Origin of the sequence: Kitasatospora sp. MAP12-44 (assembly GCF_029892095.1) — a bacterium.
GTDB lineage: Bacteria > Actinomycetota > Actinomycetes > Streptomycetales > Streptomycetaceae > Kitasatospora.
The window spans coordinates 296631-320808 of record NZ_JARZAE010000004.1; the positions used below are offsets into that span (position 1 = coordinate 296631).

Genomic DNA, 24178 nt, shown 5'->3' on the forward strand with positions numbered 1-24178 from the left:
TAATACCAACAGTTGCAACGGAGTTGACCCTAACCGAACACCCCCACCACGCGAGGAGAAGCACGTGCGCATCCTGTTCACCGGCCCCGGCTCGGTCGGCCACCTCTTCCCGATGGTTCCGACCGCGCAGGCGCTGCGGGCGGCCGGCCACGACGTCCTGTTCGCCGGCCAGACGCCGATCGACCAGCTGCACAGCACCGGGCTGCCGGTCGTCGAGGTGGGCGACGGAACCACCGTCAACGAGGCCTTCTCCCGGGTCCTCGAGGGGGTCAGGTTCGCGTCCGGGGAGCGGACGAACGAGGAGACGATGGCGCTGGCCGCTCGCGGCTTCGCCGAGCACGGCCGGGTGACCATCGACGGTCTGCTGGAGGTCGCCCGCGGCTGGCGGCCGGACGTCATCGTGCACGCCCCGTTCCAGGCGGCCGCGCCGCTGGTGGCCGCCGCCCTCGGCATACCCTCCGTGGTGCACAACTTCGGCGTGTCGAGCGAAGGGATGACCGGCCGCATGGCCGGGCTGCTCACCGGCGAGTACCGCGCACACGGGCTGGAGGGCCCCGCGGAGCACACGGTGCTGGACGTCGTCCCGGCCTCGCTCGGCGGGGACGGCGGCGGCTGGCGCGTCCGGTACGTCCCGCACAACGGGGGCGGGACCGTTCCGGCGGACCTGATCGGGCGCGGCCCGCGGCGGCGGATAGCGATGACGCTCGGGACGGTCTTCGCCCAGTGGGAGGGCATCGGCGCTCTCTCCGGTCTGATCGAGCAGGCGGGCCGCGCCGATGCGGAGATCCTGCTGGCGCTGGGGGACATCGACCTCGCCCCGCTCGGCGAGCTGCCCGCCAACGTCCGGCCGCTGCCGTGGGTGCCGCTGAACCAGCTGCTGGAGGCCTGCGACGCGGTGGTGCACCACGGCGGCTCCGGCACGATGATGACCGCGGCCGCGCTGGGCATCCCGCAGCTGATCCTCCCTCAGGGGGCCGACCACTTCATCAATGTCGCCGCGGGCGAGGCCCAGGGATTCGCGCTGCGCTCGAGCACGGACGCGGTCGACGCCGACCTGCTCGACCGTCTGGTCGGCGACGACTCGCTGCGGAAGTCGGCCGCCGCCATCCGCGCGGAGATCGACGCCCTGCCAACGCCCGCGGAGCTGGTCGGGAACTTCGAGGCGCTGCTCGCCGCGCGCTGACGCGTCTCGACGACGCGCGGCGAGCCCGTCCGCGACGGGGAGCGCGGGCAGTGCATTCTGGGGGCATGCCTAGCGAGATCCTGCGTTCCATCCGCCGTGAGCTGGCGCCGGGCGAGCGGGAGAACCGCCTGCTGCCGCTGATCGAGGACGGGCGCGCTTCGGTGTCCGTCCTCGGTGAGCTCGCCGCGCAGCAGCACCGCATCATCACCAGCGACCGCCGGAGCCTGCTGGTGCTCGCCGCCCGCTGCGCCGACACCCCGGCGGGCGGGTACTTCGCCCACCTGGCCCAGGGCGAGAGCCTCGCGCTCGACGCCCTGAGCGGGTTCGGCACCGCCTGCGGCCTGGACTCGGACGACCTGCGTGCCCGTGAACCCCTCCCCGGCTGTCAGGCGTATCCCGCGTACCTGGCCTGGCTCGCGCTCAACGGCGAGCCCACCGCCGTCGTGCTGGCCCTCGCCGCCAACTTCTCCGCCTGGGGCGGCTACTGCGCGACCGTCTCCCGGGCCCTGCGCACCCACTACGGCTTCGGCGCCGACGCCTGCGCCTTCTTCGACTTCTTCGCCGCGCCCGCGCCCGAGCTGGAGGACGAGACCGACGCCGTCCTCTCCTCGGCCGGCCCGACGACCGGGACGGTCAGCGCCGCGCACAGCTACGGCCGACTGCTGCAGGCCTACGAGCTGATGTTCTGGAACACCCTCGCCGACCTCCCGAACGTTCGCTGAGCAGCCCCCACCAGACGGGCCGAAGCAAGGCGGTGGAGTTCAGGAGCTCCAGGAACGCGAGCAGAGCACCAAGCGGTAGCCGTCGGGATCGGCAACGGTGACGCCGTGCTCGTCCCAGTAGGGGTTGTGCGCCGCGGTGCGGGTGCCACCCGCGGCGACGAGGCGGTCGACGAGGGCATCGTCGAGGGCGGCACCGAGATAGAGGACGAAGAGGTCGTCCACCGTGGGCGTGGGCTCCAGCGGCCGCTCGGGGTCGTAAGTGAGCTCGAAGTGCCAGGAGCCGCCCGGGAGTCCGAGCATCACCAGATCATGCTCGCCGGAGACACGCTCGGTGGTGCGCCACAGAACGTCGAGCCCGAGGCCCTCGACATAGAAGCGCTCGGCGGCCACAAGATTCCGGGAGGGGCGAGCGATCCGGATGCGGGTTTCTGGGGTGATCACGCCGAGGCCTCCTCGGTCGCGCGCCAGACCGGGCGTTCGGCGCAGGTCTCGGCCTCGCCACCGCGCGTGAGTACCGCCCCCGTGCCGATGTGGCCGTTGCGGCCATGATCCAAAGTCATGATCGCGAGCTTACCGATCAGGTCTGACAAGTCCACCCCGCTGAAGGACCTGCCGCTCCCATCGAGCAGGGCTGTCCCTGCTCCGCGCCCTCGGCCCTGCGCGTCACAGAGTGGCCGTGTCGATGACGAAGCGGTAGCGGACGTCACTCGCGAGGACCCGCTCGTACGCGTCGTTGATCTCGTCCGCGCCGATCAGCTCGATCTCGGCTGCCACGCCGTGCTCGGCGCAGAAGTCCAGCATCTCCTGGGTCTCGGCGATGCCGCCGATGCCCGAGCTGCTCATGCTGCGCCGGTTGCCGAACAGCGACTGCAGCACGATCTGCACCGGCTCCTCCGGGAGACCGAGGTGCACCATGGTCCCGTCGGTGCGCAGCAGCGACGCGTAGGCGGCGAAGTCGAGCGGGGCGGAGACGGTGCTGAGGATAATGTCGAATCTGCCCGCCAGGTCCTCGAAGGTCGTCGGGTCGCCGGTGGCGTGGTAGTGGTCGGCGCCCAGCCGCAGGCCGTCGTCCTTCTTGCGCAGGGACTGGGACAGGACGGTGACCTCGGCACCGAGCTCGTGTGCGATCTTCACTCCCAGGTGGCCGAGGCCACCGAGTCCGACGACGGCGACGTTCGTGCCGGGGCCGGCGTTCCAATGCCGCAGCGGCGAGTAGGTGGTGATGCCGGCGCACAGCAGCGGGGCGGCCACGTCCAGGGGCAGGGCGTCCGGGATGCGTACGACGTAGTTCTCGTCGACGACGACCTTCTGCGAGTAGCCGCCGTAGGTGGGCTGCCCGTCCTTGCCAACGGCGTTGTACGTCCAGACCGGGCCGTTGGCGCAGTACTGCTCCAGGCCCGCCTTGCAGTTGTCGCACTCGCGGCAGGAGTCGACCATGCAGCCGACGCCCACCCGGTCGCCGACCTTGAACTTCGTTACGCCGGGCCCGACTTCGGAGACGACGCCCGCGATCTCGTGGCCGGGCACCATCGGGAAGATCGCTCTGCCCCAGCCCTCGCGGACCTGGTGGATGTCGGAGTGGCAGATGCCCACGAACGTGATGTCGAGCTGTAGATCGTTCTCGCCGAGCGCGCGGCGCTCGATGGTCGTCCGCTCCAGCGGGGCTTTGGCGGCGGGTGCGGCGTAGGCGGCGACAGTGCTCATGACGGGGTTCTCCCGGTTGCTCCTGGTCTTGCCGACGGACTACCTCCATTGTCGACGCCTCGGAACACCCGTGCGACCACAGTCGACCGAGCACCGGATCCCGGGCCGGAGCGGCCGGGTCGCCGGCCCGGGCGCGAGCGTCCTCCTCGGTGCTCGGCCGGCCACGCTGTGCGGGCGGGCCGAGCACCGAGGGGGGACTGTCGGGATCAGGAGCCGGACAGCTCCGTCATCTCGGTGATGGTGTTGTGCGAGTCGACCACCACGTCGAAGAAGTTCTGGCCGGCGCAGAAGTATCCGGCCGGCAGCTTCGCACCGTCGAGCTGGGCGCCGTTCGGGTCGGCGCACGCCTTGACGTGGGCGATTCCGGTGTAGAGGTCGCCGTTCTTGGCGATGACGGTCTTCGGGCCGTCCTTGGCGATGACGGTGATCTTCGCGTCCAGGGAGAGGCCGTAGGTCTTCAGGGTGCCATTGTGCGAGTAGGCGGCACCCTCGTTCATCGTCGGGTCGCAGTGCGCCTGCGCGTCGGCGGCGACCACGTTGTTCATGGCTCCTTCAAGGTGGTCGACCCAGATGTACCGGTGCCCCGGGGCAAGCGTCGGGCAGTCGCTCTTGCCGGCGCCCTTGCTGCTCGTGGGCGTCGCGGACTTGCCGCCGCCGGTGGTCGGGGCGGCGCCCTGCTTGCTTGCCGCGGCCGAGGGCGGCGCGGCGGCCGGGCTCGACCCGGCCGCGTTGGTGGCGGTCGGGTCGTCCGGGCCGCAGGCGGTCAGCGCAAGCGCGGCGGAGACGAGCAGGGCAACGCTGATGACGTGGCGCGTGGAAATGGTGAAACCCCCGTGCATGGGCCGGCCCCGCCGGCCAGGTGAACCGAAACCGGAACGGACCGCGGCCATCAGGCGTCAGGCGGTCGTCCGACCTAGATCCTATAGTCCGACGGGGACAGGAGTTGACTACCGCTCATCTGATGCAGCGGCAGACTGCGGCCCAGCGGGTACTCCCTTACGGGCGATTTTGCCGGTCGGTCCTAGCCGACGACGTAGCACCAGGTCGACCCCTGAGCCCACCAGGTGCCGGCAGGCTGAACGTTGGTCTCCACGTTGGCCAGGGGGGTGTTGCAGTGCTGGGCCGTGGCACTGGCAGTGGCGGCCTGGATCGCGGCGGCCTGGGTGGGACCTTGACCACCGAAGACGGCAAACACCCAGTGACCCGGGGCAATAGTCGGCTGCGCCGATGCCATGCCGGTGAGCGAGACGCTGGCAAGCAGCGTCGCCGCGACGATGGTCACGGCCTTCTTGATCATCATGAGTGCCTCCACAGATCGTCGATCAGGGGTGGGTCTCTGGCAGGTGCATCCGGCAGCATGGCACCGCCTGAAGTGGAAGGCCAGAGTTTCGTCATTCATTTCAGCAAGTGGGCATGCTGGGAGGTGAAGGACGAGGAGATGCGCCATGAACGATCCGAGTCTGACTCCGCAAGAGCTGCAGTCCCTGGCCGCCGCCGGAATCGCCGCGCCCTCGCTGCTCAACACCCAGCCGTGGCGCTTCCGCGCGTTCTCCGGCGCCCGCACGCTGCGGGTGTACGCGGACCCGCGGCGGGCCCTGCCCGTGACGGATCCGGAGGGCCGGGCGCTGCACCTCTCGGTGGGTACCGCGGTGTTCAACCTGCGGGTCGCGGCCGGTCACCTCGGCCGGGAGCCGTCCGTGCGGCTGCTGCCGGAGACCGACGACCCCTGCCTGCTCGCCGAACTCGACCTCTCGCGGGCCGCCACGCACCCGGGTCCGTTCGAGGTGGACGTGTACGACGCGATCTCGCAGCGCCACTCGAGCCGCCTGCCGTATGCCGACCGCGAGGTGCCCGAGGCGGTCCTCGGCGAGCTGATGGCGGCCGCCCGGGAGGAGGGGGCGGTGTTGTCGGTCCTGCGGGAGGAGGGGGTCCGGCGGGTGATGGACCTGACGAAGGAGGCCGAGCGCCGCACCGCCGACGACCCGGCGCGCCAGGCGGAGACCCGGGAGTGGATGCGCCCGTGGGAACCGGCGTCCGACGGCATCCTCCTGACCACGCTGGGACCGCCCGACAGCGAGGCCCACGTGCCGATGCGCAGCTACACCGGCCTGCCGCCGGCCGTCAGCGTGCCGTCCGAGCCCTTCGAGACGCTGCCACGGCTGGCCCTGCTGTCCACCCTCGCCGACCACCCCGCGGACTGGCTCCACGCCGGCCAGGCACTGGAGCGCGTCTGGCTGCTGGCGACGGTGCACGGCATACGGATCTCCGTCATGCACCAGGCCCTGGAGTGGCCCCAGACCCGGTGGGAGCTGCGCGATCCGAACGAGGGCCCCGGGTTCGCCCAGACCGTGCTGCGCCTGGGCTACGGGCCGGCCGGCCCGGCGGCGCCCCGCCGCTCCGTGGCCGAGGTGCTGGAGGTCGTCGGCGACGGCGCTCCGGCCTGAGGGCCGGTGCGCCGACGCCACGGGCTTGACTGCCGCGATCGGCGGCCCAGAAGCGGCCCAGAAACAGCTCGGAAAGCGGCTCGGAAGCGGCTCGGAAAACGGTTCGACGGCTTGGCGCAGTCCTGCCACAGTGATGCGCTATGGCGAACTTCGAGCTGGTGACCGCCGCGGACGTCCACCTCATGCAGGGTCTGGCGCAGCGTGTCACCGCCGCCCGCCCGGACCTGGTGAACGCCGACGCGTCGTTCGGCGAGCTGGCCTGGATCTGGGGCAAGGGGCACGCCGCCGACGGTCATAGCTGGCCGCGTCGGCTGTGGTTCTCCGGCGGCGAGCTGGTGGCGTGGGGCTGGGCCTCCCTTCCGCGCCGGGTGCGGCGCAGCGACGGGTCGGTGAAGGACGTCACCGGGGCCTACCTCGCGTATCAGGTCCATCCCGACCACTCCGGGCTGGTCGACGAGGTGATCGACTGGTACGACAGCACGGCGCCGGACGTCGAGCGTACGGTGATCCCTTGCGCCGCCGACGAGTTCGCCCTGACGCGATGGGCGGCGCACGGCTACCGGACCGACCCGGCCGCGCTCGGCGACGACGGGTCGTGGACCCAGCTCAACGAGCGGGACCTCATCGACATGGAGCAGCCAGTGCTGCCCGACGGATTCCGGTTCCGCACCGCGGACGAGGCCGGCGCGGAGGCCGCGGTCCAGGCCCATGTGGACGCCTGGGCTCCCTCGACGTACACGGCCGAGGGCTACCTCGGGGTCCGGCAGACGGCGCCGTACCGCGGCGATCTGCACATCCTGGTGGAGGCGCCGGACGGGACGATGGCAGCCTCGACGATCATGTGGCTTGACGACGCCAACAGGACCGCTGAGTTCGAGCCGGTCGGGACGCATCCGGACTACCGGCGTCGGGGGTTGGGAAGGGCGATGCTGCTGCACGGGATGCGGCTGGCGCGGGCGGCCGGGGCCGCGCAGGTGACGGTCGCCTGCCTGGGTGCGCCGGGGCATCCCGCTGCGCGCGGGCTGTACTACAGCGTCGGGTTCCGGAAGTTCACGCGGGACGCGCCGCTCATCAAAACCGCGACCGGCAGAGCCACGACGGCAGGCTGAGGACCGCGGGCTGAGGACCCGTCAGCCCGCCGGCGCCCACGGCCGGCCCTACCTGACCCATCGTCGACCGCACCCGCGGATTCGGAGCGTCAGGCTTTACCGAAACTTTGTCAGTTACACGATCACGCTTGGCGTGTGACATGTGCAATGGTACATCCCGACCGGATCGGTGGCCCAGCCGCCACCGAACACCAGGAAGGGATTCGCTGTGACCGCTATACGTTCAGGCGCGCGGCGCGGGACGGGGCTGTTCGCCTCCGCCCTGCTCACGCTCGGCATGGTGCTGACCGGGCTTGCCGGCACCGCGCAGGCCGCAGTCGCCACGCCGGACACCCCGTTACATCCGGCATCGGCCGGGTGGGTCCAGACGCACGGCAACTGGGTGCAGATCCAGCCGGGCCACCCGCACGCCGCGGCGAGCGCGCGCCCCGGCTCGTCGTCGTCGCCGTCACAGTCGCCGTCACAGTCGCCGTCGGGGCCGACCGCCAACGCCGATCCGGCCAAGCCCGACGTCGTGGTCAACAACGGCCAGCCGAACCTGGCCTACGCCGGTGGCCAGGACTCGGTCGGCGTCACCTCCGGACCGCCCAAGGTCTACGTCATCTACTGGGGCTCCCAGTGGGGCACCGCCGGCCAGGACGCCGACGGCAACACCACGCTCTCCAACGACCCCGACAACGCCGCGCCCTACCAGCAGTCGTTCTTCAAGGGCCTCGGCACCAACGGTGACGCCTGGAGCGGCGTGCTGACCCAGTACTGCGAGAACGTGGCCTCCGGCAGCGGGAGTTGCCCGTCCACCGCCCCGCACGTCGGCTACCCGCAGGGCGGCGCACTGGCCGGCGTCTGGGTCGACAACACGGCCGCCGCGCCCGACCGCGCCACCGAACCCCAGATCGCGGCCGAAGCAGCCGCTGCCGCCAAGCACTTCGGCAACACCACCACGGCGCAGAACCGCAACGTCCAGTACGTGGTCACCACGGCCAAGGGCATGGACCCGGACAGCTGGCACGAGCTCAACACCTGGTGCGCCTGGCACACCTTCGAGCGCTCCAGCTACGGCACGCTGGCGTACACGATCATGCCGTACCTGACCGACAACAAGTACTGCGGTACCAACTGGATCAACCCCGGTCCGCGCGGCCGGCTGGACGGCTGGTCCATCCTCGGCGGCCACGAGTACGCCGAGACCCTCACCGACCAGAACGCGATGGGCGGTTGGATCGACCCGGCCGGTCAGGAGGACGGCGACAAGTGCGCCTGGATCACCCAGGGAACGCCCGGCGGCCTGTTCAACCTGCAACTCGCCACCGGCCCGTTCGCCGTGCAGACCACCTGGTCCAATGACCAGCACACCTGCTCGGGTTCGCATCCCGTGGTGGCCAACCAGCCGCTCGTCGTCAGCACGATCTGCGACCAGACCGCCGCACCGGGCCAACAGGTCAGCGTCCCGGTGATCGCCACCGACCAGAGCGCGCGACGACTCACCTACCGCGCCACCGGACTGCCGCGCGGCCTCACCATCGACCCCCGCACCGGGGTCATCCACGGCCGCACCCAGGAGCGCGGGTACCACGACGTCTCCGTCACGGTCCGGGACGACGCCGGCCACCAGGCGGGCACCCGGTTCTGGTACGGCTTCTTCAGCTCGGGTGAGTACGGCTGCCTCGGCATCGAGCAGATCGTCGACCCCGGCTTCGAGGTCCCCACGGACGCCAACGGCAACTACCCCGGCTGGTGGTCCCAGTCCGCGCCCGGGATCATCACCCAGTCCACCGCCCACCAGCCGCACTCGGGCGCCGGGTACGCCTGGCTCGGCCACAGCGCCACCCAGGACGACTCGCTCTCCCAGGGCGTGGAGACCACCCCCGGCTACACCCGCGCCTCGCTCTCCTTCTGGCTGCACGTCGACTCCACGAACAGCGCGGCGACCGCGCAGGACAGTCTGACGCTGGAGCTGGACGACCAGTACTCGGGCAAGCAGATCGCCGTCCTGAAGACGTGGTCCAACCTGGACGCCAGCAGCGGCTACGTCCCGGTCTCGATCGACCTGACGCCGTACGTGGCACCGGAGTTCGGCTCCACGGTCATCGTGAAGTTCACCTCGCACGAGACCGGCGACGCCAAAACCGCGTTCCTGCTCGACGACACCTCCTTCCACCTGAGCTGACCCCTCGCAGTGCCCCGTTCCGGCCCACCTCACGGGCCGGGACGGGGCACCCGGATACCGACACACCGGTCATCGGACTCGATCGACGCTCCACAGCGGCAGGTACTCGAAGAAGGTGACCGCCTCGTCCCGCCACCGCGGCCGCCAGCCGGCGGCTTCGACCGACGCCAGTTCCGCGTAGCGCCGCATGTCCGCCCGCAGCGCCGCCTCGACCCCATGGCGCTGGGCGATGTCGCGGATGGCGGCGATGGCCTCCTCGGAGCAGGTTTCGCTCCCGAGTGCGGACTCCACCACGGCCCGCTCGGCGTCGGTGGCCGCGGTCAGGATGGCAGCCACGGTGTAGTTGCGCCGCCCGTCGCGAATGTCCGTCCCCGTGGGCTTGCCCATGGTCGCCGCGTCCCCGAAGAGGTCCAGGTAGTCGTCGCGCATCTGCCCGGCGATCCCCACCAGCCGGGCATAGCGCCGCAGTTCCGCCTCGAAGCGGGCCGGCTGCTCGCCCGCCGCGAGCAGTCCCAGTTGCATCGGGGCCAGGACCGAGTAGCGCGCGGTCTTGTAGTCGGCGACGCCGTGCAGGGCTTCTTCGTTCGGGATCGGGGTGAAGTCCCGTTCCATATCGGCGATCTGGCCCACGATGGTGGCCGACGCCGCCCGTGTCTGCGCCTCGACCATGGCCTGGCGCACGGCGAGGGGCGCCTTGGAGTCGAGGAGTACCTGCAGGGAGAGGGCGAGCGCAAGGTCGCCTGCCAGTACGGCCAGCCCCAGAGCGGCCTGCGGCCGGTCGGCGAACTTCTCGCGGTAGGCGTAGTAGGTCGACGGGCCGCCCCGCCGGGTGGGGCTGTCGTCGATGATGTCGTCGTGGATCAGCCCGTGGGTCTGCAGCAGTTCGATACTCAGCGCCGCGGCATCCAGCCCCTCGACCGGCTCGGCGGTCACCAGGCGAGCCGCTTCGAAGAGCAGCACCACCCGCATCCGCTTGCCCCCGCGCAGGGACAACTCCCGCAGCAGCCGCACGGCGTCGGGCGTGAAGCTGCTGAAGGACGGCGCGTCGAGGGTGGCGCTCAGGCTCTCGAAGTACTCCTCGAAGAGCGTGCCGAACCGGTGCTCGTATCCGGCGATACGGGCCCGGATCTGTTCGGCGAGGACAGTTTTGTCGGTCACGAGGCGATCTCCTGTTCGGGGGCTGGTGACACGCTCGCAGAAATCGGCTGCGCAGCGAAATCCACTCCCGAACGTGTCTTCAGCCCCCCGTGCGGTACGTCCTGTCCCAGACGGCCCAGAGTTCGGCCTCCGCGCGGTTGTTGGAGTGGCTGAGCGCTGACAGCACAGCTGCCAGGGCTTGGAACACCGGCATCGAGGAGCCGATCTCACCGGACACCACGGCGCTGACCCGCAGCGTCGCATGACCGCGCAGGACTACGTCACGTACCGCAGGCGGGTGATCCGGGTGACCGTCCGTCAGGGTCCGTTGTCAGTGCCTCCCCATAGTGTGGAGACATCACTCGGGGAGAACTCGGGGAGCCTCGGCGAAGGAGCAGACATATGTCCGCCAACAAGATTCAGCACAAGGTGAATCACGTCGCGCTGGTAGTGGACTGTTCGGGTTCGATGCGTCCGCACCAGAGTCAACTCATTCGCGTCGTGGACGAGTTCGTGGCGGGTTTGAAGGCCGAGTCGGACAGCCTCGGTCATGAGACCCGGATCAGCCTCTACTCCTTCGACCACAGGGTGGAAAACCTGGTCTGGGATATGGACGTGAAGCATCTGCCGTCCATGCGCGGTCTGTACCGGGTCAACAATGGCGCTACGGCCCTCATTGAAGCCTCTCTGAAGTCCCTGGACGACCTGGGCCATATCTGGGAGGCGTACGGCGAGCACAGTTTCCTTCAGATCGTGGTGACGGACGGCGAGGAGAACGCGTCCGGCGGCGACCGGCGGCACGACGGTGACCTGGCCATTCTCGGCCCTTGGCGCGACAGGATCGCGGCGAAGCTGGGTTCGCTTCCGGGCCACTGGACTTCCGCGATCCTCGTTCCGAACTCCCTGGCGAAGCGAACCGCCCAGAACTACGGCTTCCCCGCCGGAAATATCGCCATCTGGGATGCGGATTCGCAGGCGGGTGTCGAGGAGGCGATCGGCACCGTGCGCGCTGCCGCCACCAGCTTCCTCCGTGGCCGCGAGAAAGGCGTGCGCGGCACAAAGAACCTGTTCGCGGTCGGCCAGGACATCTCGGTCGACGATGTGCGGGCGAATCTCGAACCGGTCCCGGCCGACAAGTACCGACTCCTGAAGGTCGACACGGAGGTCGAGATACGTGCCTTCGTCGATTCGCACCCGGGCGTGACGTACGAACGCGGGTCGTGCTACTACCAGTTGGGCACCCGGGTTCAGGTCCAGCCCGACAAGGAGGTCATCGTGGTCGAAAAGGACACCGACCGCGCCTATACGGGCGAGGCGGCACGCAGTCTTCTGTTCGGTACGGGCATTCAGGGGACCGTCTCGGTAAAGGCCGGGTGTAATCCCAAGTTGGAGGTATACGTGCAGAGTCGTTCGGTGAACAGGAAGCTCAAGCCGAAGACGCGTCTGCTCATCATGCTCTAAAACTTCTTGGGAGCCCGATGGCGGCCCGGACCCGAGGTCGGGTCCGGGCCGCCATCGGGCGCGCCGACTCAGCGCACGACGAAGGGTGCCACGTGGGTCGTGGTGTCCGCGCCGCTGATGGTGAACTGCAGGTTGTAGTTCCCGCTGGTCAGCCCTTGCGTGTTGACGGTGACGAGGTATTCGGAGGCGGCTCCCGGGAGGTACTGGAACGGGGCTGTGAAGGGCTTCGTGACCGGCCCGCTGATCTGAGTGGACGTCAGTTTGATGGTGGGGCTGGAGAGGTTGTTGCCGTTCGCGTCGCAGATCCGCACCCTGAGCGCGAAGACGCCGTTGGCGCGGCGTGCTCGGGTCGTAGCGCAGGCAGATCCCGTACGCCACCGTGTAGGTCACGCTCGCGCTGGAGGTGTTCGTCGCGCCGCACGTGTAGGCCTGCGTACCCGAGGCGTAGAAGTCACCGAAGGTCGTCGCCGGGAAGTCGCCGCCCGGCACGCCGATCGCCACCGCGTTGGGGTCGGCGGTGGCGGAGGAGGAGGTGAAGCCCGAGAACAGGTCGTCCTGGTCGTCGAGTGCGACCGAGCCGAAGTAGATGTCGCCCCCTGGCAGGCCGAGGTCGACGTTGGTCGCCAAGGACTGGCCGCCGTTGGTCGAGACCTGGATGTAGCGCTGGCAGGCGCGGGTGGTCGTGTCGTTGGTGGGGGTGCACTTCACGTTGAAGACGCCCCACAGGTGGTTGTTCTGCCAGACGACCGAGAGCATCCGGCCGTCGTTGGTGGTGACGGTCGGGTCGCCGCCGGCCGGCTGGGCCGCGTTCGGCGGCGATTCGGCGGAGCCGATGGCGATCGTCGACAGGATGTTCGTACACGGCGATTCCCGCTGCGGCCCGGCGGAGCTTCCCACGCGCGGAGCAGCGACCTGCGACCAGCGGGTTCACCGCCGACGGGCCCGGGGCGGCCCGGATCTTGGGCGCCTGACGGTGTTGTCGTCCGGGGCGACTACTGTGCCGGTCATGTTGGACGAAATTCGGGATGGCGGCCCACTCCTCACTGCTTCGCCCCCGCGAGGGGTTCCCGCCGGAAGGCGTCAACTGTTCGGGCGCGCGCGGGAGATCGAGGCGCTGGTGGCGGTGCTGGACGGCCTGAAGTCGGCGGGCGGCCGGGCGATCGCACTGGTCGGGGAACCGGGCATCGGCAAGAGCGCGCTGATGGTCGCGGCCGCCGCGCATGCCAGGGCCGTCGGAGTCCGGGTGGCCGCGGCCCAGGGGCAGTACGAGATCGCGGCCACCCTCCCCGGATTCCGGCCGCTGCTGGACGACGACTGCGATCTGCGCCGGCAGGTGGCGCAGGGCGGCGCCGCCGTGGTGGTCCTGGACGACCTGCACCAGCTCGCGGCCGACCAGATCCCGGGCTTGGAGCGGATGCTCCACGCGGCGCTCACCGGTCCGCTGCTCTGCCTGCTGGCCTACCGGCAGCGCCAGCTCTCGCCCGCGCTCGCCGCCGTGCTGTCCCGGGCGACGTCCGCGGGCCTGCTCGACGTGTGGCAGCTCGGCGCGCTCTCCCTGGCGCAGGCCGGGGAACTGCTCGGCGAGTCCCCCGAGTTGGAGGAGATCCACCGGGAGGGCCTGGGCAACCCGCAGTACCTCAAGATCCTGGCCGCCGACGGCGAGGCGATCGCCGATGCCGGCACGGCGATCCTCGGTGAGCTGGCCACCCTCGACGACACCGCGCTCGCCGCCGTCCAGGCCGCAGCGGTGCTCGGTGAGCCGTTCCACCCGGAACTGCTCGCCGCGGTCGCGGGGTTGGAGATGACCGAGGCCATGCGGGCGCTGGACGCGCTCACCGCCCTCGACCTGGTACGGCCGGCCGAACCCGCGCCGCAGCTGATGCTGCGTCACCGGGCGGTGGGCAAGGTCGTCTACCAGCGCCTCGAACCCAGTCGGCGCCTGGCCCTGCACCGTGGTGCCGCGGCCGCGCTCGCCCAGCGGGCGGCGCCGATCGCCCGGCGGGTCCACCATGTGGCGCGGGCCGCCAACCCAGGCGAGCCGGAGCACGCCGCGACCCTGATCGCCGCCGCGCGCGACGCGCTGCACACCTCCCCCGCGACGTCGGCCGAGCACCTGGAGGCCGCGCTGTCGCTGCTCCAGGAGGGCAAGGAGCACTGGCACGAGGCGCGGGTGCTGCTCGCGCGGGCCCGGCTGCTGACCGGGGACGCCGCCGAGAGCCGGGCCCTGCTCGACGCGCTGCGCCCGCCCGTGCCCGGTCGACCGCCGCAGGAGAACGAGGACCCGACCGCACTCGCCGACGCGAGCCGCGCCGAACGGCGGCTCGGCCGCTACACCGAGGCCGGCGCGATGGCCCGCGCCGGGCTCGCGGCGCTGGCCGGCAGCGACTGCGCGACGGCCGCCGCCCTGCACGCCGAGCTGGCCGACTGCGCGTACGACCAGCGGGACTACGAGAGCTGCCTGCACCATGCCGGGACAGCCGCCGCGATCGCGCGCCGGAACCACGACCGGGTCGGCGAGGCCAAGTGCCTGGCCCATTTGTCGCTCGCCCACCTCTTCACCACCGACCTGGGCGCGGCCGAGCGGGCGGCGGACAGCGCGGCCGAACTCATCGACGCCACCTCCGACGCCGTCCTGCTGACCAACCTGGAGGCCCTGTACCAACTGGGCCTGACCGAGGGGATCCTGGGACGCCTGGCCGCCGCCGAACGCCACCTCACCCGCGGCACCGCGCTGTCCCGGTCCACCGGGCAGACCTACATCCGGCCCTCGCTCCTCATGTCGCTGACCAACACCCAACTGCGCGGCGGGAACCTGCGCGGCGCGCTGGCCACCCTCGACGACGCCGCCCGGCATGCCGAGTTCGACGGCAACCCCGGGATCCAGGCGGTGCTGGCGATGCTCCACGCCGAGGCGCTGCTGTGGCGGAACGGGCCCGCCGACCTGCGTGAGGTGCTCGCCCTGGCCGCTCGCGCCGGGGCGCTCGTGGACGGTCGACCGACCGGCTGGGCCATCAACGTCCGCTGCTTCCACGCCGAACTCGTGCTGCTCACCGGCGAGCCGGCACGGGCCGGCCAGCTGCTGCTGGACGCCGCGGGCGGACCCGAACTGCCCCGGATCCCCGTCTGGCGCCAACCACGCTGCTGTGACCTGCTGGCGCAGAGCGCGCTGGCCGAAGGGGACCTGGCGATGGTCGAGCACTGGGCGCGCCTCGCCGAGGCCGGTGTCGAGGAGCTGCCCTCCGCGGGCCGGCGCGGCTTCGCCGGGCGCGCGCGGATGCGGGCCCAGGCGATGCGCGGGGACTTCGATGGAGCGGTACGCAGTGCCCTGGCGGCGATCGCGGACTTCACCGCCGGCGATGAGCGGATCGAGGTGTGCCGCACGCTGCTCGCGGTGGCCGCGCTCGCGCTGGACGCGGGGCGGACCGAGGAGGTGGGCGGGTGGCTGGACCGGGCGGCGGTGCTGGCCCAGCACTGCGGCTCGGCCCGGCTGGCCGACGAGGTCGCCCACCAACGCGGTCGACTCGCGGCGCAGAGCGCGCACACCGCGCAGGGCGGTGCGGCTCAGGGCGCCGACGGCCGCGACGCCCACGACCCGACGGCCGTGCTCACCGGGCGGGAGCGGGAGATCGCCCGCCTTGCCAGCACCGGCCTGACCAGCGGTGAGATCGCCGGCACGCTGTACCTCAGCGTGCGGACGGTCGACAGCCACCTCGGCCGGATCTACCGCAAACTCGGTGTCTCCAACCGGGCGAGCCTCACCCGCGCCCTGCTGAGCGAGGCGTCCGGCGCGGGGTGAGGCGGTCGGCTGCTCAGCCGCCCAGCCGCTGTGCGAGGGCGGTGAGTTGGTCCCGCATGGTGACCGCGTGGTCGAGCGAGGTGCGCAGGAACGGGAATCCCTTGTGCCGCATCACGAATGCGACGCGCTGCCCGTCGCCGACCAGGTGCACGCCGGATGCGGCGAGCGGCGCGAAGCCCTCCAGCAGTTCGCCGAGCAGCTCCGCCATGGCCGGTGCGGAGGTGGCGACGAGGTAGGTCGCGTCGATCCCGGGCCGCCCGGTGCTCATCGTGGGCAGTTCCTGGAGCCGGTCGATGCTGCCGTGCGGCACCTTGCGGGACATCACCTCGAACGGCGGGAACGGCTGCCCGGCCAGCGCGGTCATCCGGCAGGCGGACTGCTCCTCGCGGGTGACCGACCCGAGGCTCCGAGTGGTCTGCTCCCGGTACTCGTAGTACAGCTCGACCGGCACGCCCTGCGGCGAGCCGCTCAGCCGGACCCGCACGTGCAGGGGCGCGGCCGGCGAGTGGCCGCGGCGCATCTCGGGGTTCGCGATCCGGACGCCCAGGTTCGTCGCCGGGTCGCCCTCGACGAGGTCGAGCCCGAGCTGCCAGGCCAGTTGTCCCGCCTGGTACTGGGCGTATGTGCGGCTGCTCCCGCGCGTCAGCAGGGTGCCCCGGGCCAGGACGAAGACGCCGACCAGGATGCCGACCAGGGGAACGATCAGGGCGGCGATCACCGAGCACTCCGATCCGTCGTCGTCTCTGTCGTCTCAGTCGTGCCTGCTGTCTGCGCCGTCGGATCCGGTGGCTGCCAGGCCGGCATCGGAGCCTGCTCCGCGCCGAACAGCAGCCGCGCGAGCCGCGGCGCGTCCTGGATCCGCCCGAGGAAGATCTCCCGCCCGCCGGGCAGGGTCACCGCCACCACCTCGTAGTTGCCGCGCATGGAGCTGCTGACCCTGATCCGTCGCACGCCCTGGATCTCGGTGTGCAGGACGGTCCGGGTCCCGGTCAGCCGCCGCCAGACGAAGCCCTGCTGGTGGACAGCCACCTCCTGCCGCCAGCCGAGGACGGTCGGCGAGCCGGCCAGGGCGCCCACCACCAGGCCGTACAGCCCGTTGAGGACCGCCCCTGTGCTGATACCGGCCACCCCCGCGATCAGCGCGAGGGCGGCGAGGTACGACAGGTACCCCCCGGGGGCGAGGGTGCCCCGGAAACGCGCCACCACGGGACCGAGCTGGATTTCGCTGCGCTGGGTCACTTCAGCACCGACCCGGTGAGCTTGGTTCCGGTGCCGTTGTCCACGGCGCAGGTGACCCTGCGGTCAAGGTTCGCCCAGGACTGCGCCGTGGGAATGAAGTCGATGACATTCGCACTGCTGTCGAGCTTGGTCTGGTCGACGGTCGGGCCGTTGGACGTCTGCTGGCAGGCGTCGCCGGCTTCGCTCTTGACCGTCGCCTCGTCGTACGAGTCGTCGGTGAGCATGGAGAACCCGATCACCTGGGCGTCGTGCGGCTGGGCGCACGGGATGGCCTCGACGCCGCCGACCTGGTTCTGGTCGGCGGTGCTCGGCTCGTTGAAACACTGACCGGTGGTCAGGTTGCGCAGGTCGAGCCCACCGCTCTTGGTGACGTTGCCGTTGCCGTCGACCTGCGCGGCACTGCTCTTCAGGTTGCCGCTCAGCAGGCCGAAGGCGACGACGCCGATCCCGACGACGAACACCACGCCCAGGGCGGAGAAGTACGCAACCCGGAAGGGATTGCGCTTGGGCTTCGCAGGCGGGAAGTAGCCGGGGGGCGCGGTGGCCGGCCCGCCGAACTGCTGCCCGGCCGACTGGCCGGGCGGGTTGCCTTGCGTGAACTGCCGATCATCGCCGGCCACTTGCTGGACATTCAGGTCACTCGGGTCGTTTGGCGCAGTCATCGCCTTGTTGTTGCCTCTCCGCGTTCACTCCTGTTGCACAGCCGACTATGGCCAACTCGGCGGCACAGCAGCATCGGTAGAACTACGCGGTTCGACTACGCAATGTGGTGCGGGGGGAGCTCAGGACGGGGGAACCGGCCGCTCCGGCGCGAGCGAGTTGCCCGCCGGGATGTGTCCGCAGTCGGACGGGGCCGGCTTGCCCGCGAACCGGTCGCCCAGCCACGACGCCGCCCTGAGCGCCCAGACCGGCGCCGTTCCGACGTGGCTGAGCACGTCGTACTGGTCGTAGCTGATCGAGCTGTCGCCGGTGGCGCAGTACTGGTCGGCCAGTGCCCGCACGTCGCCGGCGACCATGACGCCGTCGCCGGTTCCGATGCCGGGCGGGTCGCCGAAGGTTCCCTCCAGCACGCCCCCGTCACCCTGGGCGATGTAGCCGGGGACGGTCGGGGCGGGGGCCGAGCCCAGGTTGATCTTGTTCACCGCCTCGACGAACGCGGTCGCCGAGTCCGGGTTGGCGTACTGGGGCTTCGCGATCTGCTGCCAGGTCAGGCCCGGGTAGTGGCCGAGTGCGTCGAGCAGCGAGCCGTTCTGCAGCCGGTTGTAGATCTGGACACCGTAGCTGTTCAGGTACGGCGTCAGATCGATGCCGTACGAGCGGGAGACCCCGATGATCGACATGGGGATGACGCCGGACCAGACCAGCGAGCCGTTGACGTAGTTCAGGTTGTGCGCCGGGTCGACGAGCACCCCGCCCTCGGCGAAGCCGACGAGGTTCTTGTTGACGTCAGGCGCGTAGCTCGGGGCGAGTGCCGCCGCCCAGTCGGTGGCGATGGAGCCGCCGGAGTAGCCCATCAGGCCGAACTTGGTCGCGCTGTTCAGGCCGGTCAATGGGGAGTCGGCCGCGGCCCGGATCGAGTCCAGGGTGTTGAAGGCGTACTCCGGTCCGGCCGCGAAGTCCGCCAACTGGCCCTCGGTGTCCGGGATGACGACGTTGTCACCCTGCAGCAGCAGCGCCGAGAGGGCGGCGGATTCGAAGTTGGCGATCGTGCCGCCCAGCGTCACATTCCCGGCAATGGCCCGAGACGGTCCGTCCTGCGGGTTCAGGGAGTCGTAGAACGACTGGTAGGACACCGCCGTCGTGCTGTTGCCCGTGAGGCTGCGCACCACCGAGGTCACGTTTGCGGCCGGTCGCCCCTGGGCGTCGGTCGTACGGTAGAGCAGCTGGATCGCGGTGACCGGCGTGGGGATGCCCTCGATGTGGTATGGCAGTGTTCGTGTCTTGAGCACGGCGCCGGGCGCGAACGAGGACAGCGGTGCGCTTCCGTTGTAGGTGTAGAAGGGATCGCTCGTGGTGCTCCTTGGAGTCGCGGCCCAGGCGGACGGGGCGGTGGCCAGCGCCATGGCCGTGACGGCGACGATGGCCAGGCGTCGAGCAGCTCTTCTGTACATGACTCCCCCGAAGTCGTGAGGCGGGTGATACTCCTGACTTCGAAGTAAGTTACCTATGGGTAGGCCATTCGTACAGAGAGATGACAGCGCATCGTGTGGGCACTTCGTGAAGGCCATGCCAAGCGCAGTGCAGCCGAGAGCACCGGTTACGGCGCCGCCACAGCACCCACCTCAGTCCGCTGTCGCGGACGTGGCGTCCCGCTGCTGGGGTAGCGCAACCCCGGCCCCGGGCCCGTCCGGGGTCGCGCGCTGGTCGCCGAGCGCCTCCTCGGCCGAGTCGTAGACCTCAAAGATCTTCTCAATGCCGAAGAGCGACAGGACCTGGCGGATGTGCACGTCCGGGCCGGGCAGGACCAGCCGCAGCCGGCCGCCGCGAGCGGCGATCAGGCGGCGGGTGGCCACGAGCACCCCGAACCCCGTGGAATCGCAGAATCCGAGCCTGCTGATATCCACGACCATCCGTTGGCAGCCCTCGGCGATCAGCCGCTGAAGCCGCTCGCGCAGCGCCGCCACCCCGCCGAGGTCCATCTCCCCCGTGACCTGGACGACCATCCAGCCATACCGCTCCCCGTAGCTGACGTTCAATGTCACGCTGAATGCCTTCCTCTGGAACCCATCCCGCCTGGAGGGCGACCGCGCCGTCGTCCGACGGGCTCGCGGCGCCTCCAGGGGCCTCGTCCACACGACCCTATGCCTGTTTGAGTGGCGATTCCCCAGATAGAACGTTCGCCTAGAAAGGAGATGCCTTGCATTCGCGTCGTGACGACAGGCGGCCTTTCCCCGTCACCTGGCGGGCGAATCATCGACATTGTGGCGATCTCAAGGAAACTGGGCAGACATTTGGTGAATCCTGCGGATCGCTCCCCGTCACCCCCCGCCACTCCCCCGGAATGTGCACGATCATCTGACAAATAGAGGTGCGCCACATTCGGTAAACCTTCGCAGTATCCCCGTCAAGGCCTCACCGATCATTTCGGAATGACGCGCACCGCCCATCCACGCGACACGCGCGTCCACCTCCTGCTCGACCGGACGGCTGCTTCGCCTTCCCCGGCCATCCGCCCACCTCCGGAGGTACCATAACGCTCCGTCACCCCGTCACTCGCGCTGGGGGAACCGCTTGACCTCCTACGTCCTGTTCGTCACCGTGTTCCTGGCCTGCGTCGTCGAGGCCGTCGAAGCGGTGACCATCGTGCTGGCCGCCGGCACCAGTCGGCACTGGGGCTCGGCCCTGCAGGGCACCGTATCCGCGCTGCTGGTGCTCGCCGTCACCGTGGCCGCCCTCGGGCCCGCTGTCGGACAACTCCCGCTCGGCGCCCTGCGCCTGGTCGTCGGCGCGCTGCTGCTCGTCTTCGGCCTGCAGTGGCTGCGCAAGGCCGTGCTGCGCGGCTCCGGCTTCAAGGCCCTGCACGACGAGGCCGAGGCGTACGCCAAGCAGGTCGCCGCCGCTGAGGCGGCCGGCGACGGAGGCCGCGGCATCGTCCGCGACTGGTACGCCTTCACCCTCTCCTTCAAGGGCGTCCTCCTCGAAGGGCTCGAAGTCGCCTTCATCGTCGTCACGTTCGGCGACAACCAGCGCAACATCCCGGTCGCCGTCCTCGGCGCGGCAGCCGCCGTCCTGCTGGTCACCGGCGTCGGCTTCGCGGTCCGTGCGCCGTTGGCCCGAGTCCCCGAGAACACCCTGAAGTTCGCCGTCGGGACCATGCTCACCGCCTTCGGGATCTTCTGGTCGACCGAAGGCGCGGGAGCCCACTGGCCCGGCTCCGACGCGGCCCTGCTGATCCTCGTACCGGCCGTGGCACTGCTCGCGGCCGGCTACACCGCGCTTCTGCGCCGCACGGGCGGCCCGGCCGCGAGCGCACCTGTGGAAGGAAGCCTGTGATGACCTGGATCCGCTCCTTCGCGATGTTCTGGTACGACTTCATCGTCGGCGACGACTGGCGGGTCGCCGTCGGCGTGGTCGCCGGCCTCGGCGCCACGGCCGGCCTGGTCCACGCCGGGGTGAACGCCTGGTGGCTGCTCCCGGCCGTGGTCGCGGTGCTGCTCGGAGTGTCGGTGCGCCGGGTCATGAAGGCTGCTCGGCCCAGATGACCTTTCCTCGGGCCGTGTACCTGGTCCCCCACCGCTCCGCCAACTGGGCCACCAGGAACAGCCCCCGGCCACCCTCGTCCGTCGTGGCCGCATACCGCAGATGCGGTGAGGTGCTGCTGTGGTCGGAGACCTCGCAGACCAGGCTGCCGTCCCGCAGCAGGCGGACCTGGATCGGCTCGGTCCCGTACCGGACGGCATTGGTGATCAGCTCGCTGAGGATCAGCTCCGTGGCGAAGGTCAGCTCCTCCAACCCCCACGCTGTCAGCTGCTCGACGCATGCGGAGCGGATGCGCGAGACGGCAGCGGGATCGCGCGGCACGTCCCAGGTGGCCACCTGACCCGGGTCGAACAGGTGCGTGCGCGCGACGAGGAACGCGATGTCGTCGCTCGGGCGCGGCGGCACCATCGCATCGAAGTCGGCCCCGCAGATCTCCTCCGGAGACCCGTCGGCGGGGGCGCTGACCAGGGACTCGCGCAGCAGAGCGAGTCCGTCCTCGATGTCGCGGTCCCGGTCCTCGACGAGCCCGTTGGTGTAGAGCACCAACCGGGTCCCCGCCTCCAGCCGCAGCTCCGCCGTCTCGAAGGGCAGGCCTCCCACGCCGAGCGGCAGTCCCGCGGGGAGATCGACGAACTCGACGCTGCCGTCGGGTCGGATGAGCGCGGGCGAAGGGTGACCCGCCCGCGCCATGGTGCAGCTTCCGGAGACCGGATCGTAGATCGCGTACAGGCAGGTGGCGCCTGTGACGCTCGCACCCTCGCCCTCGCCTGCGGCCGGCTCACCCTGGTCGAGACGGGCGACCAGCTCGTCGACGCTGGCGATCAGCTCGTCGGGAGGCAGGTCGAGCGTGGAGAAGTTGTGCACAGCCGTCCGCAGCCTGCCCATGGTGGCCGCGGCGTGCAGGCCGTGGCCGACGACGTCGCCGACGACCAGCGCCACCCGGAACCCGGGCAGCGGGATGACGTCGAACCAGTCCCCGCCGACCCCGTAGAGAGCCGGCAGATAGCGGTACGCGAGGTCCAGGGGAACCCGAAGGCCTCTTTGTACGGGCCGTAGATGGGCTTGCCGATCAGCGAGGGATCGGGACCGGTGTAGCGGATCCCCGCCGGGCTGAGGACGATGACGTAATCGAAGCCGGCGCTCGTCCGGGTCTCCTCGGCGAGCGGCTGCAGGACCGCCGTCGGATTGCCGCTGTCCAGGGCCTGCACCATCCCTGGGGAGTGCGACAGCGCGATGGCCGCGACGCGCGTGCGGTCTTTCGCATCGTGCGTGCCGTAGTTCCTGGCCTGCAGGATGAGCGCCGTCAGCGCCGCGGCGACGATCAGCACCCAGGCGACCAGCTGCCACAGGAACACCTGCCCCGCGACACTGCGCACCTTCGGCTGAGACCTCATGGCGCAGGCGGCGGGCCGATCTCGAACTCCGGCGGTTCGAGGCCGGCGATGCAACTGGTGTCCGGGGCACCGGGGTTGTCGAAGAACGAGCCGACGATGGACTGGGCGCACGGTGAGGCGGCGAAGGCGACATGTGCGACGTAGGGGATGGTGACAGTGGTCGCGTTGGGCAGCGTGCGCGCGACGTAGGCACCGTTCGATGCCCCGGTCTGGGAGTCGAAGCCGGCCGACATGGCGAGGGTCGGGATGTCGCTGCGCGTGATGTCCCGAACCGAGGACGGTGCCTTGGGGACGTCCCAGGCGTGGCAGTCATCCGCCAGGAAGGGCAGCTGCGGCGCCTGCGCGAGAACGGACCGCGGGAACGACGGGAACGCGCGCTTTCCCGCCCGGATTACTTCGGAGGGGTTTTCGTACGGCACCCATTCGCTGCAGAACACGCCGTAGGCGAGCCCGTGGCTGATCCGTCCGATCGCCTGCGGACTGACCTTCCCTCCTGCCCACTGCTCGGCGATCCGCTGCGGATTCCCATGGGCCAGCTCGTCGATGGAGCGGGGCACGCCCGGGGCCACGTGGGTTGCGGAGGTCAGCCAGTTCACCAGCGTGCCACCGTCGATCACGACCTTGACCGGCTTGTCGCGCGAGGGGACGTTGACGTAGGTGGTGACCGGATCCGCCTCGAGCTTGCTCACCAGGTCGGTGAACGTGTTCGCCAGATCCGGGTAGCGCTGTGCGCAGGCGGGCTGTTGGGCGCAGGTGCTGAACAGGCTGTCGAAGCCCTGCTTCGCGCTGCTCCAGGTCATCGCGGGGCCGGCCAGGGACGGCGGCACGATCCCGTCGATGCCGACCGAGCGGATCCCTTCCGGGTGCTCCCGCATATAGATGAGCGCGAGGTCGGTGCCGTAGGAGATCCCGTACACGTTCCACTGCGGGATGCCCAGCGCGACCCGCAGGTCCGCGTAGTCGGCGGCGCTCTCGGTGCCGTTGTAGACGCTCAGGTCGACACCGCGGTCCGTCAGCTGGTTCCGGCAGGCCCGGGTCGCCGCGACGTGCAGGCGCCCGGTGGACGGCGCGTCGTAGAGGAGGCCGACGGCGCGAGCGTAGAAGCGGTCGATGACCGGGCAGGTGAGCTCCGGATCGGCCGAGTAGGTCCCGCGCTGGGACATGAAGATCACGTCGCGGTCGCGGTTCAAGCCGCCGTCGATGGCCAGCTGCGCCTCCCCGACCGCGTCGTCGCCGGGACCGCCGGCGAACCACACGATCGGGTCGGGTGCCGGCGTGGGCGAGAGCGCCGGCACGATCGCGACCCCGAGGGTGATGGTCCGTCTGCTGTGCTTGGCGCGGTTCTCGGGCACGGTCAGGGTCCCGCAGCGCGCGTCCTTCAGCGCGGGGATCGGCTCCGGCGTCCGGGGGCAGGGCCCCGGTACGAACGTCGCCGATCCGGCCGTCCCGGCGACCGCCCCGAGCGGAGCAGCCGAGGGGGCAGCCGTCGCGAGCGGCTGCGCGTGCGCCGGCGCGCCGAGCAGGCCGACGAGGACCATGCCGCCCGCTGCAGCGCCGGCGAGCCGAACCGGTAACCCCGCGGCGGTGCGGGGTCGGCGGACTGACGAATTGAACATTCCGGT

The 24178-nt window shown here is 70.6% G+C and carries 21 protein-coding genes and 3 pseudogenes; 9 read left to right on the top strand and 15 right to left on the bottom strand.

All coding sequences use genetic code 11. The annotated features are described in order from the left end of the window. Positions 1 to 64 precede the first annotated feature (64 nt). Both P3T34_RS02455 and P3T34_RS02460 read left to right on the top strand, forming a co-directional pair. On the top strand, positions 65 to 1183 hold the full coding sequence (locus tag P3T34_RS02455; RefSeq protein ID WP_280664288.1) for a glycosyltransferase: 1119 nt from the start codon (positions 65 to 67) through the stop codon (positions 1181 to 1183). Between the two features lie 65 nt (positions 1184 to 1248). Beyond that, entirely contained in the window at positions 1249 to 1905 is a 657-nt protein-coding gene (locus P3T34_RS02460; RefSeq protein ID WP_280664289.1) for a transcriptional regulator, read from the top strand. Positions 1906 to 1944: 39 nt separating this feature from the next. Here P3T34_RS02460 and P3T34_RS02465 read toward each other — a convergent pair whose 3' ends face one another. The 5 genes from P3T34_RS02465 to P3T34_RS02485 all read right to left on the bottom strand — a co-directional run bounded on the left by P3T34_RS02465 (position 1945) and on the right by P3T34_RS02485 (position 4909). After that, a complete protein-coding gene (locus P3T34_RS02465) occupies positions 1945 to 2346 on the bottom strand; it encodes a VOC family protein (RefSeq protein ID WP_280664290.1) in 402 nt (133 codons plus the stop codon). After that, entirely contained in the window at positions 2343 to 2465 is a 123-nt protein-coding gene (locus P3T34_RS02470) for a hypothetical protein (protein ID WP_280664291.1), read from the bottom strand. Before P3T34_RS02470 ends, P3T34_RS02465 begins: the two co-directional genes overlap by 4 nt. A 103-nt stretch (positions 2466 to 2568) precedes the next feature. Beyond that, a complete protein-coding gene (locus P3T34_RS02475; protein WP_280664292.1) occupies positions 2569 to 3609 on the bottom strand; it encodes an NAD(P)-dependent alcohol dehydrogenase in 1041 nt (346 codons plus the stop codon). A 206-nt stretch (positions 3610 to 3815) separates the two neighbouring features. Then, positions 3816 to 4448, bottom strand: a complete 633-nt coding sequence (locus tag P3T34_RS02480; protein ID WP_280664293.1) for a hypothetical protein — start codon at positions 4446 to 4448, stop codon at positions 3816 to 3818. A 182-nt stretch (positions 4449 to 4630) separates the two neighbouring features. After that, positions 4631 to 4909 (bottom strand): hypothetical protein, encoded by a 279-nt coding sequence (locus P3T34_RS02485; protein WP_280664294.1) that lies wholly within the window; start codon positions 4907 to 4909, stop codon positions 4631 to 4633. 142 nt (positions 4910 to 5051) lie between these two features. Between P3T34_RS02485 and P3T34_RS02490 the strand changes: the two are divergent. The 3 genes and pseudogenes from P3T34_RS02490 to P3T34_RS02500 all read left to right on the top strand — a co-directional run. Next, positions 5052 to 6053: pseudogene (locus P3T34_RS02490) on the top strand (hypothetical protein); the annotation flags it as partial. Positions 6054 to 6193: 140 nt separating this feature from the next. Further along, positions 6194 to 7162, top strand: coding sequence for a GNAT family N-acetyltransferase (locus P3T34_RS02495; RefSeq protein WP_280664296.1), 969 nt, complete (start codon positions 6194 to 6196; stop codon positions 7160 to 7162). Between the two features lie 208 nt (positions 7163 to 7370). Then, the gene (locus P3T34_RS02500; protein ID WP_280664297.1) at positions 7371 to 9329 is read left to right on the top strand and encodes an Ig domain-containing protein; all 1959 of its coding nucleotides are present in this window, start codon (positions 7371 to 7373) and stop codon (positions 9327 to 9329) included. A 69-nt stretch (positions 9330 to 9398) separates the two neighbouring features. Here P3T34_RS02500 and P3T34_RS02505 read toward each other — a convergent pair whose 3' ends face one another. Continuing rightward, complete coding sequence (locus P3T34_RS02505; protein ID WP_280664298.1) at positions 9399 to 10487, bottom strand: polyprenyl synthetase family protein; 1089 nt, start codon at positions 10485 to 10487, stop codon at positions 9399 to 9401. A 381-nt stretch (positions 10488 to 10868) separates the two neighbouring features. On the opposite strand from P3T34_RS02505, the gene P3T34_RS02510 reads away from it, so the two are divergent. Then, complete coding sequence (locus P3T34_RS02510; protein ID WP_280664299.1) at positions 10869 to 11927, top strand: VWA domain-containing protein; 1059 nt, start codon at positions 10869 to 10871, stop codon at positions 11925 to 11927. Between the two features lie 68 nt (positions 11928 to 11995). On the opposite strand, the gene P3T34_RS02515 is transcribed toward P3T34_RS02510, so the two are convergent. Further along, entirely contained in the window at positions 11996 to 12238 is a 243-nt protein-coding gene (locus P3T34_RS02515; RefSeq protein ID WP_280664300.1) for a hypothetical protein, read from the bottom strand. A gap of 695 nt (positions 12239 to 12933) precedes the next feature. Between P3T34_RS02515 and P3T34_RS02520 the strand changes: the two genes are divergently transcribed. Continuing rightward, positions 12934 to 15723 (top strand): LuxR family transcriptional regulator, encoded by a 2790-nt coding sequence (locus tag P3T34_RS02520; protein WP_280664301.1) that lies wholly within the window; start codon positions 12934 to 12936, stop codon positions 15721 to 15723. A 13-nt stretch (positions 15724 to 15736) separates the two neighbouring features. On the opposite strand, the gene P3T34_RS02525 is transcribed toward P3T34_RS02520, so the two are convergent. The 5 genes from P3T34_RS02525 to P3T34_RS02545 form a co-directional block, all read right to left on the bottom strand. Next, a complete protein-coding gene (locus P3T34_RS02525) occupies positions 15737 to 16441 on the bottom strand; it encodes a hypothetical protein (RefSeq protein WP_280664302.1) in 705 nt (234 codons plus the stop codon). Continuing rightward, positions 16438 to 16962: a hypothetical protein gene (locus tag P3T34_RS02530; protein ID WP_280664303.1), complete on the bottom strand. Its 525-nt coding sequence runs from the start codon at positions 16960 to 16962 to the stop codon at positions 16438 to 16440. The genes P3T34_RS02525 and P3T34_RS02530 overlap by 4 nt, the downstream gene beginning before the upstream one ends. Further along, positions 16959 to 17582, bottom strand: coding sequence for a septum formation family protein (locus tag P3T34_RS02535; RefSeq protein ID WP_280664304.1), 624 nt, complete (start codon positions 17580 to 17582; stop codon positions 16959 to 16961). Before P3T34_RS02535 ends, P3T34_RS02530 begins: the two co-directional genes overlap by 4 nt. 162 nt (positions 17583 to 17744) lie before the next feature. After that, positions 17745 to 19073 carry a lipase family protein gene (locus P3T34_RS02540; RefSeq protein WP_280664305.1) on the bottom strand — a complete coding sequence of 443 codons (1329 nt, stop codon included), beginning with the start codon at positions 19071 to 19073 and terminating at the stop codon, positions 17745 to 17747. A gap of 171 nt (positions 19074 to 19244) precedes the next feature. Continuing rightward, positions 19245 to 19664 carry an STAS domain-containing protein gene (locus tag P3T34_RS02545; protein WP_280664306.1) on the bottom strand — a complete coding sequence of 140 codons (420 nt, stop codon included), beginning with the start codon at positions 19662 to 19664 and terminating at the stop codon, positions 19245 to 19247. Between the two features lie 529 nt (positions 19665 to 20193). On the opposite strand from P3T34_RS02545, the gene P3T34_RS02550 reads away from it, so the two are divergent. Further along, on the top strand, positions 20194 to 20955 hold the full coding sequence (locus P3T34_RS02550) for a TMEM165/GDT1 family protein (RefSeq protein WP_280664307.1): 762 nt from the start codon (positions 20194 to 20196) through the stop codon (positions 20953 to 20955). Beyond that, positions 20955 to 21164: a hypothetical protein gene (locus tag P3T34_RS02555; protein ID WP_280664308.1), complete on the top strand. Its 210-nt coding sequence runs from the start codon at positions 20955 to 20957 to the stop codon at positions 21162 to 21164. Before P3T34_RS02550 ends, P3T34_RS02555 begins: the two co-directional genes overlap by 1 nt. Here P3T34_RS02555 and P3T34_RS02560 read toward each other — a convergent pair. From P3T34_RS02560 to P3T34_RS02565, 3 genes and pseudogenes are all read right to left on the bottom strand, one after another. Further along, positions 21139 to 22185, bottom strand: a pseudogene (locus tag P3T34_RS02560) (ATP-binding SpoIIE family protein phosphatase); the annotation flags it as partial. The gene P3T34_RS02555 and the pseudogene P3T34_RS02560 sit on opposite strands and share 26 nt — an antisense overlap. Before the next feature lie 83 nt (positions 22186 to 22268). After that, positions 22269 to 22556, bottom strand: a pseudogene (locus tag P3T34_RS39835) (histidine kinase); the annotation flags it as partial. Then, a complete protein-coding gene (locus tag P3T34_RS02565; protein ID WP_280664309.1) occupies positions 22553 to 24172 on the bottom strand; it encodes an alpha/beta hydrolase in 1620 nt (539 codons plus the stop codon). The gene P3T34_RS02565 and the pseudogene P3T34_RS39835, both read right to left, overlap by 4 nt. Positions 24173 to 24178: the final 6 nt, after the last annotated feature.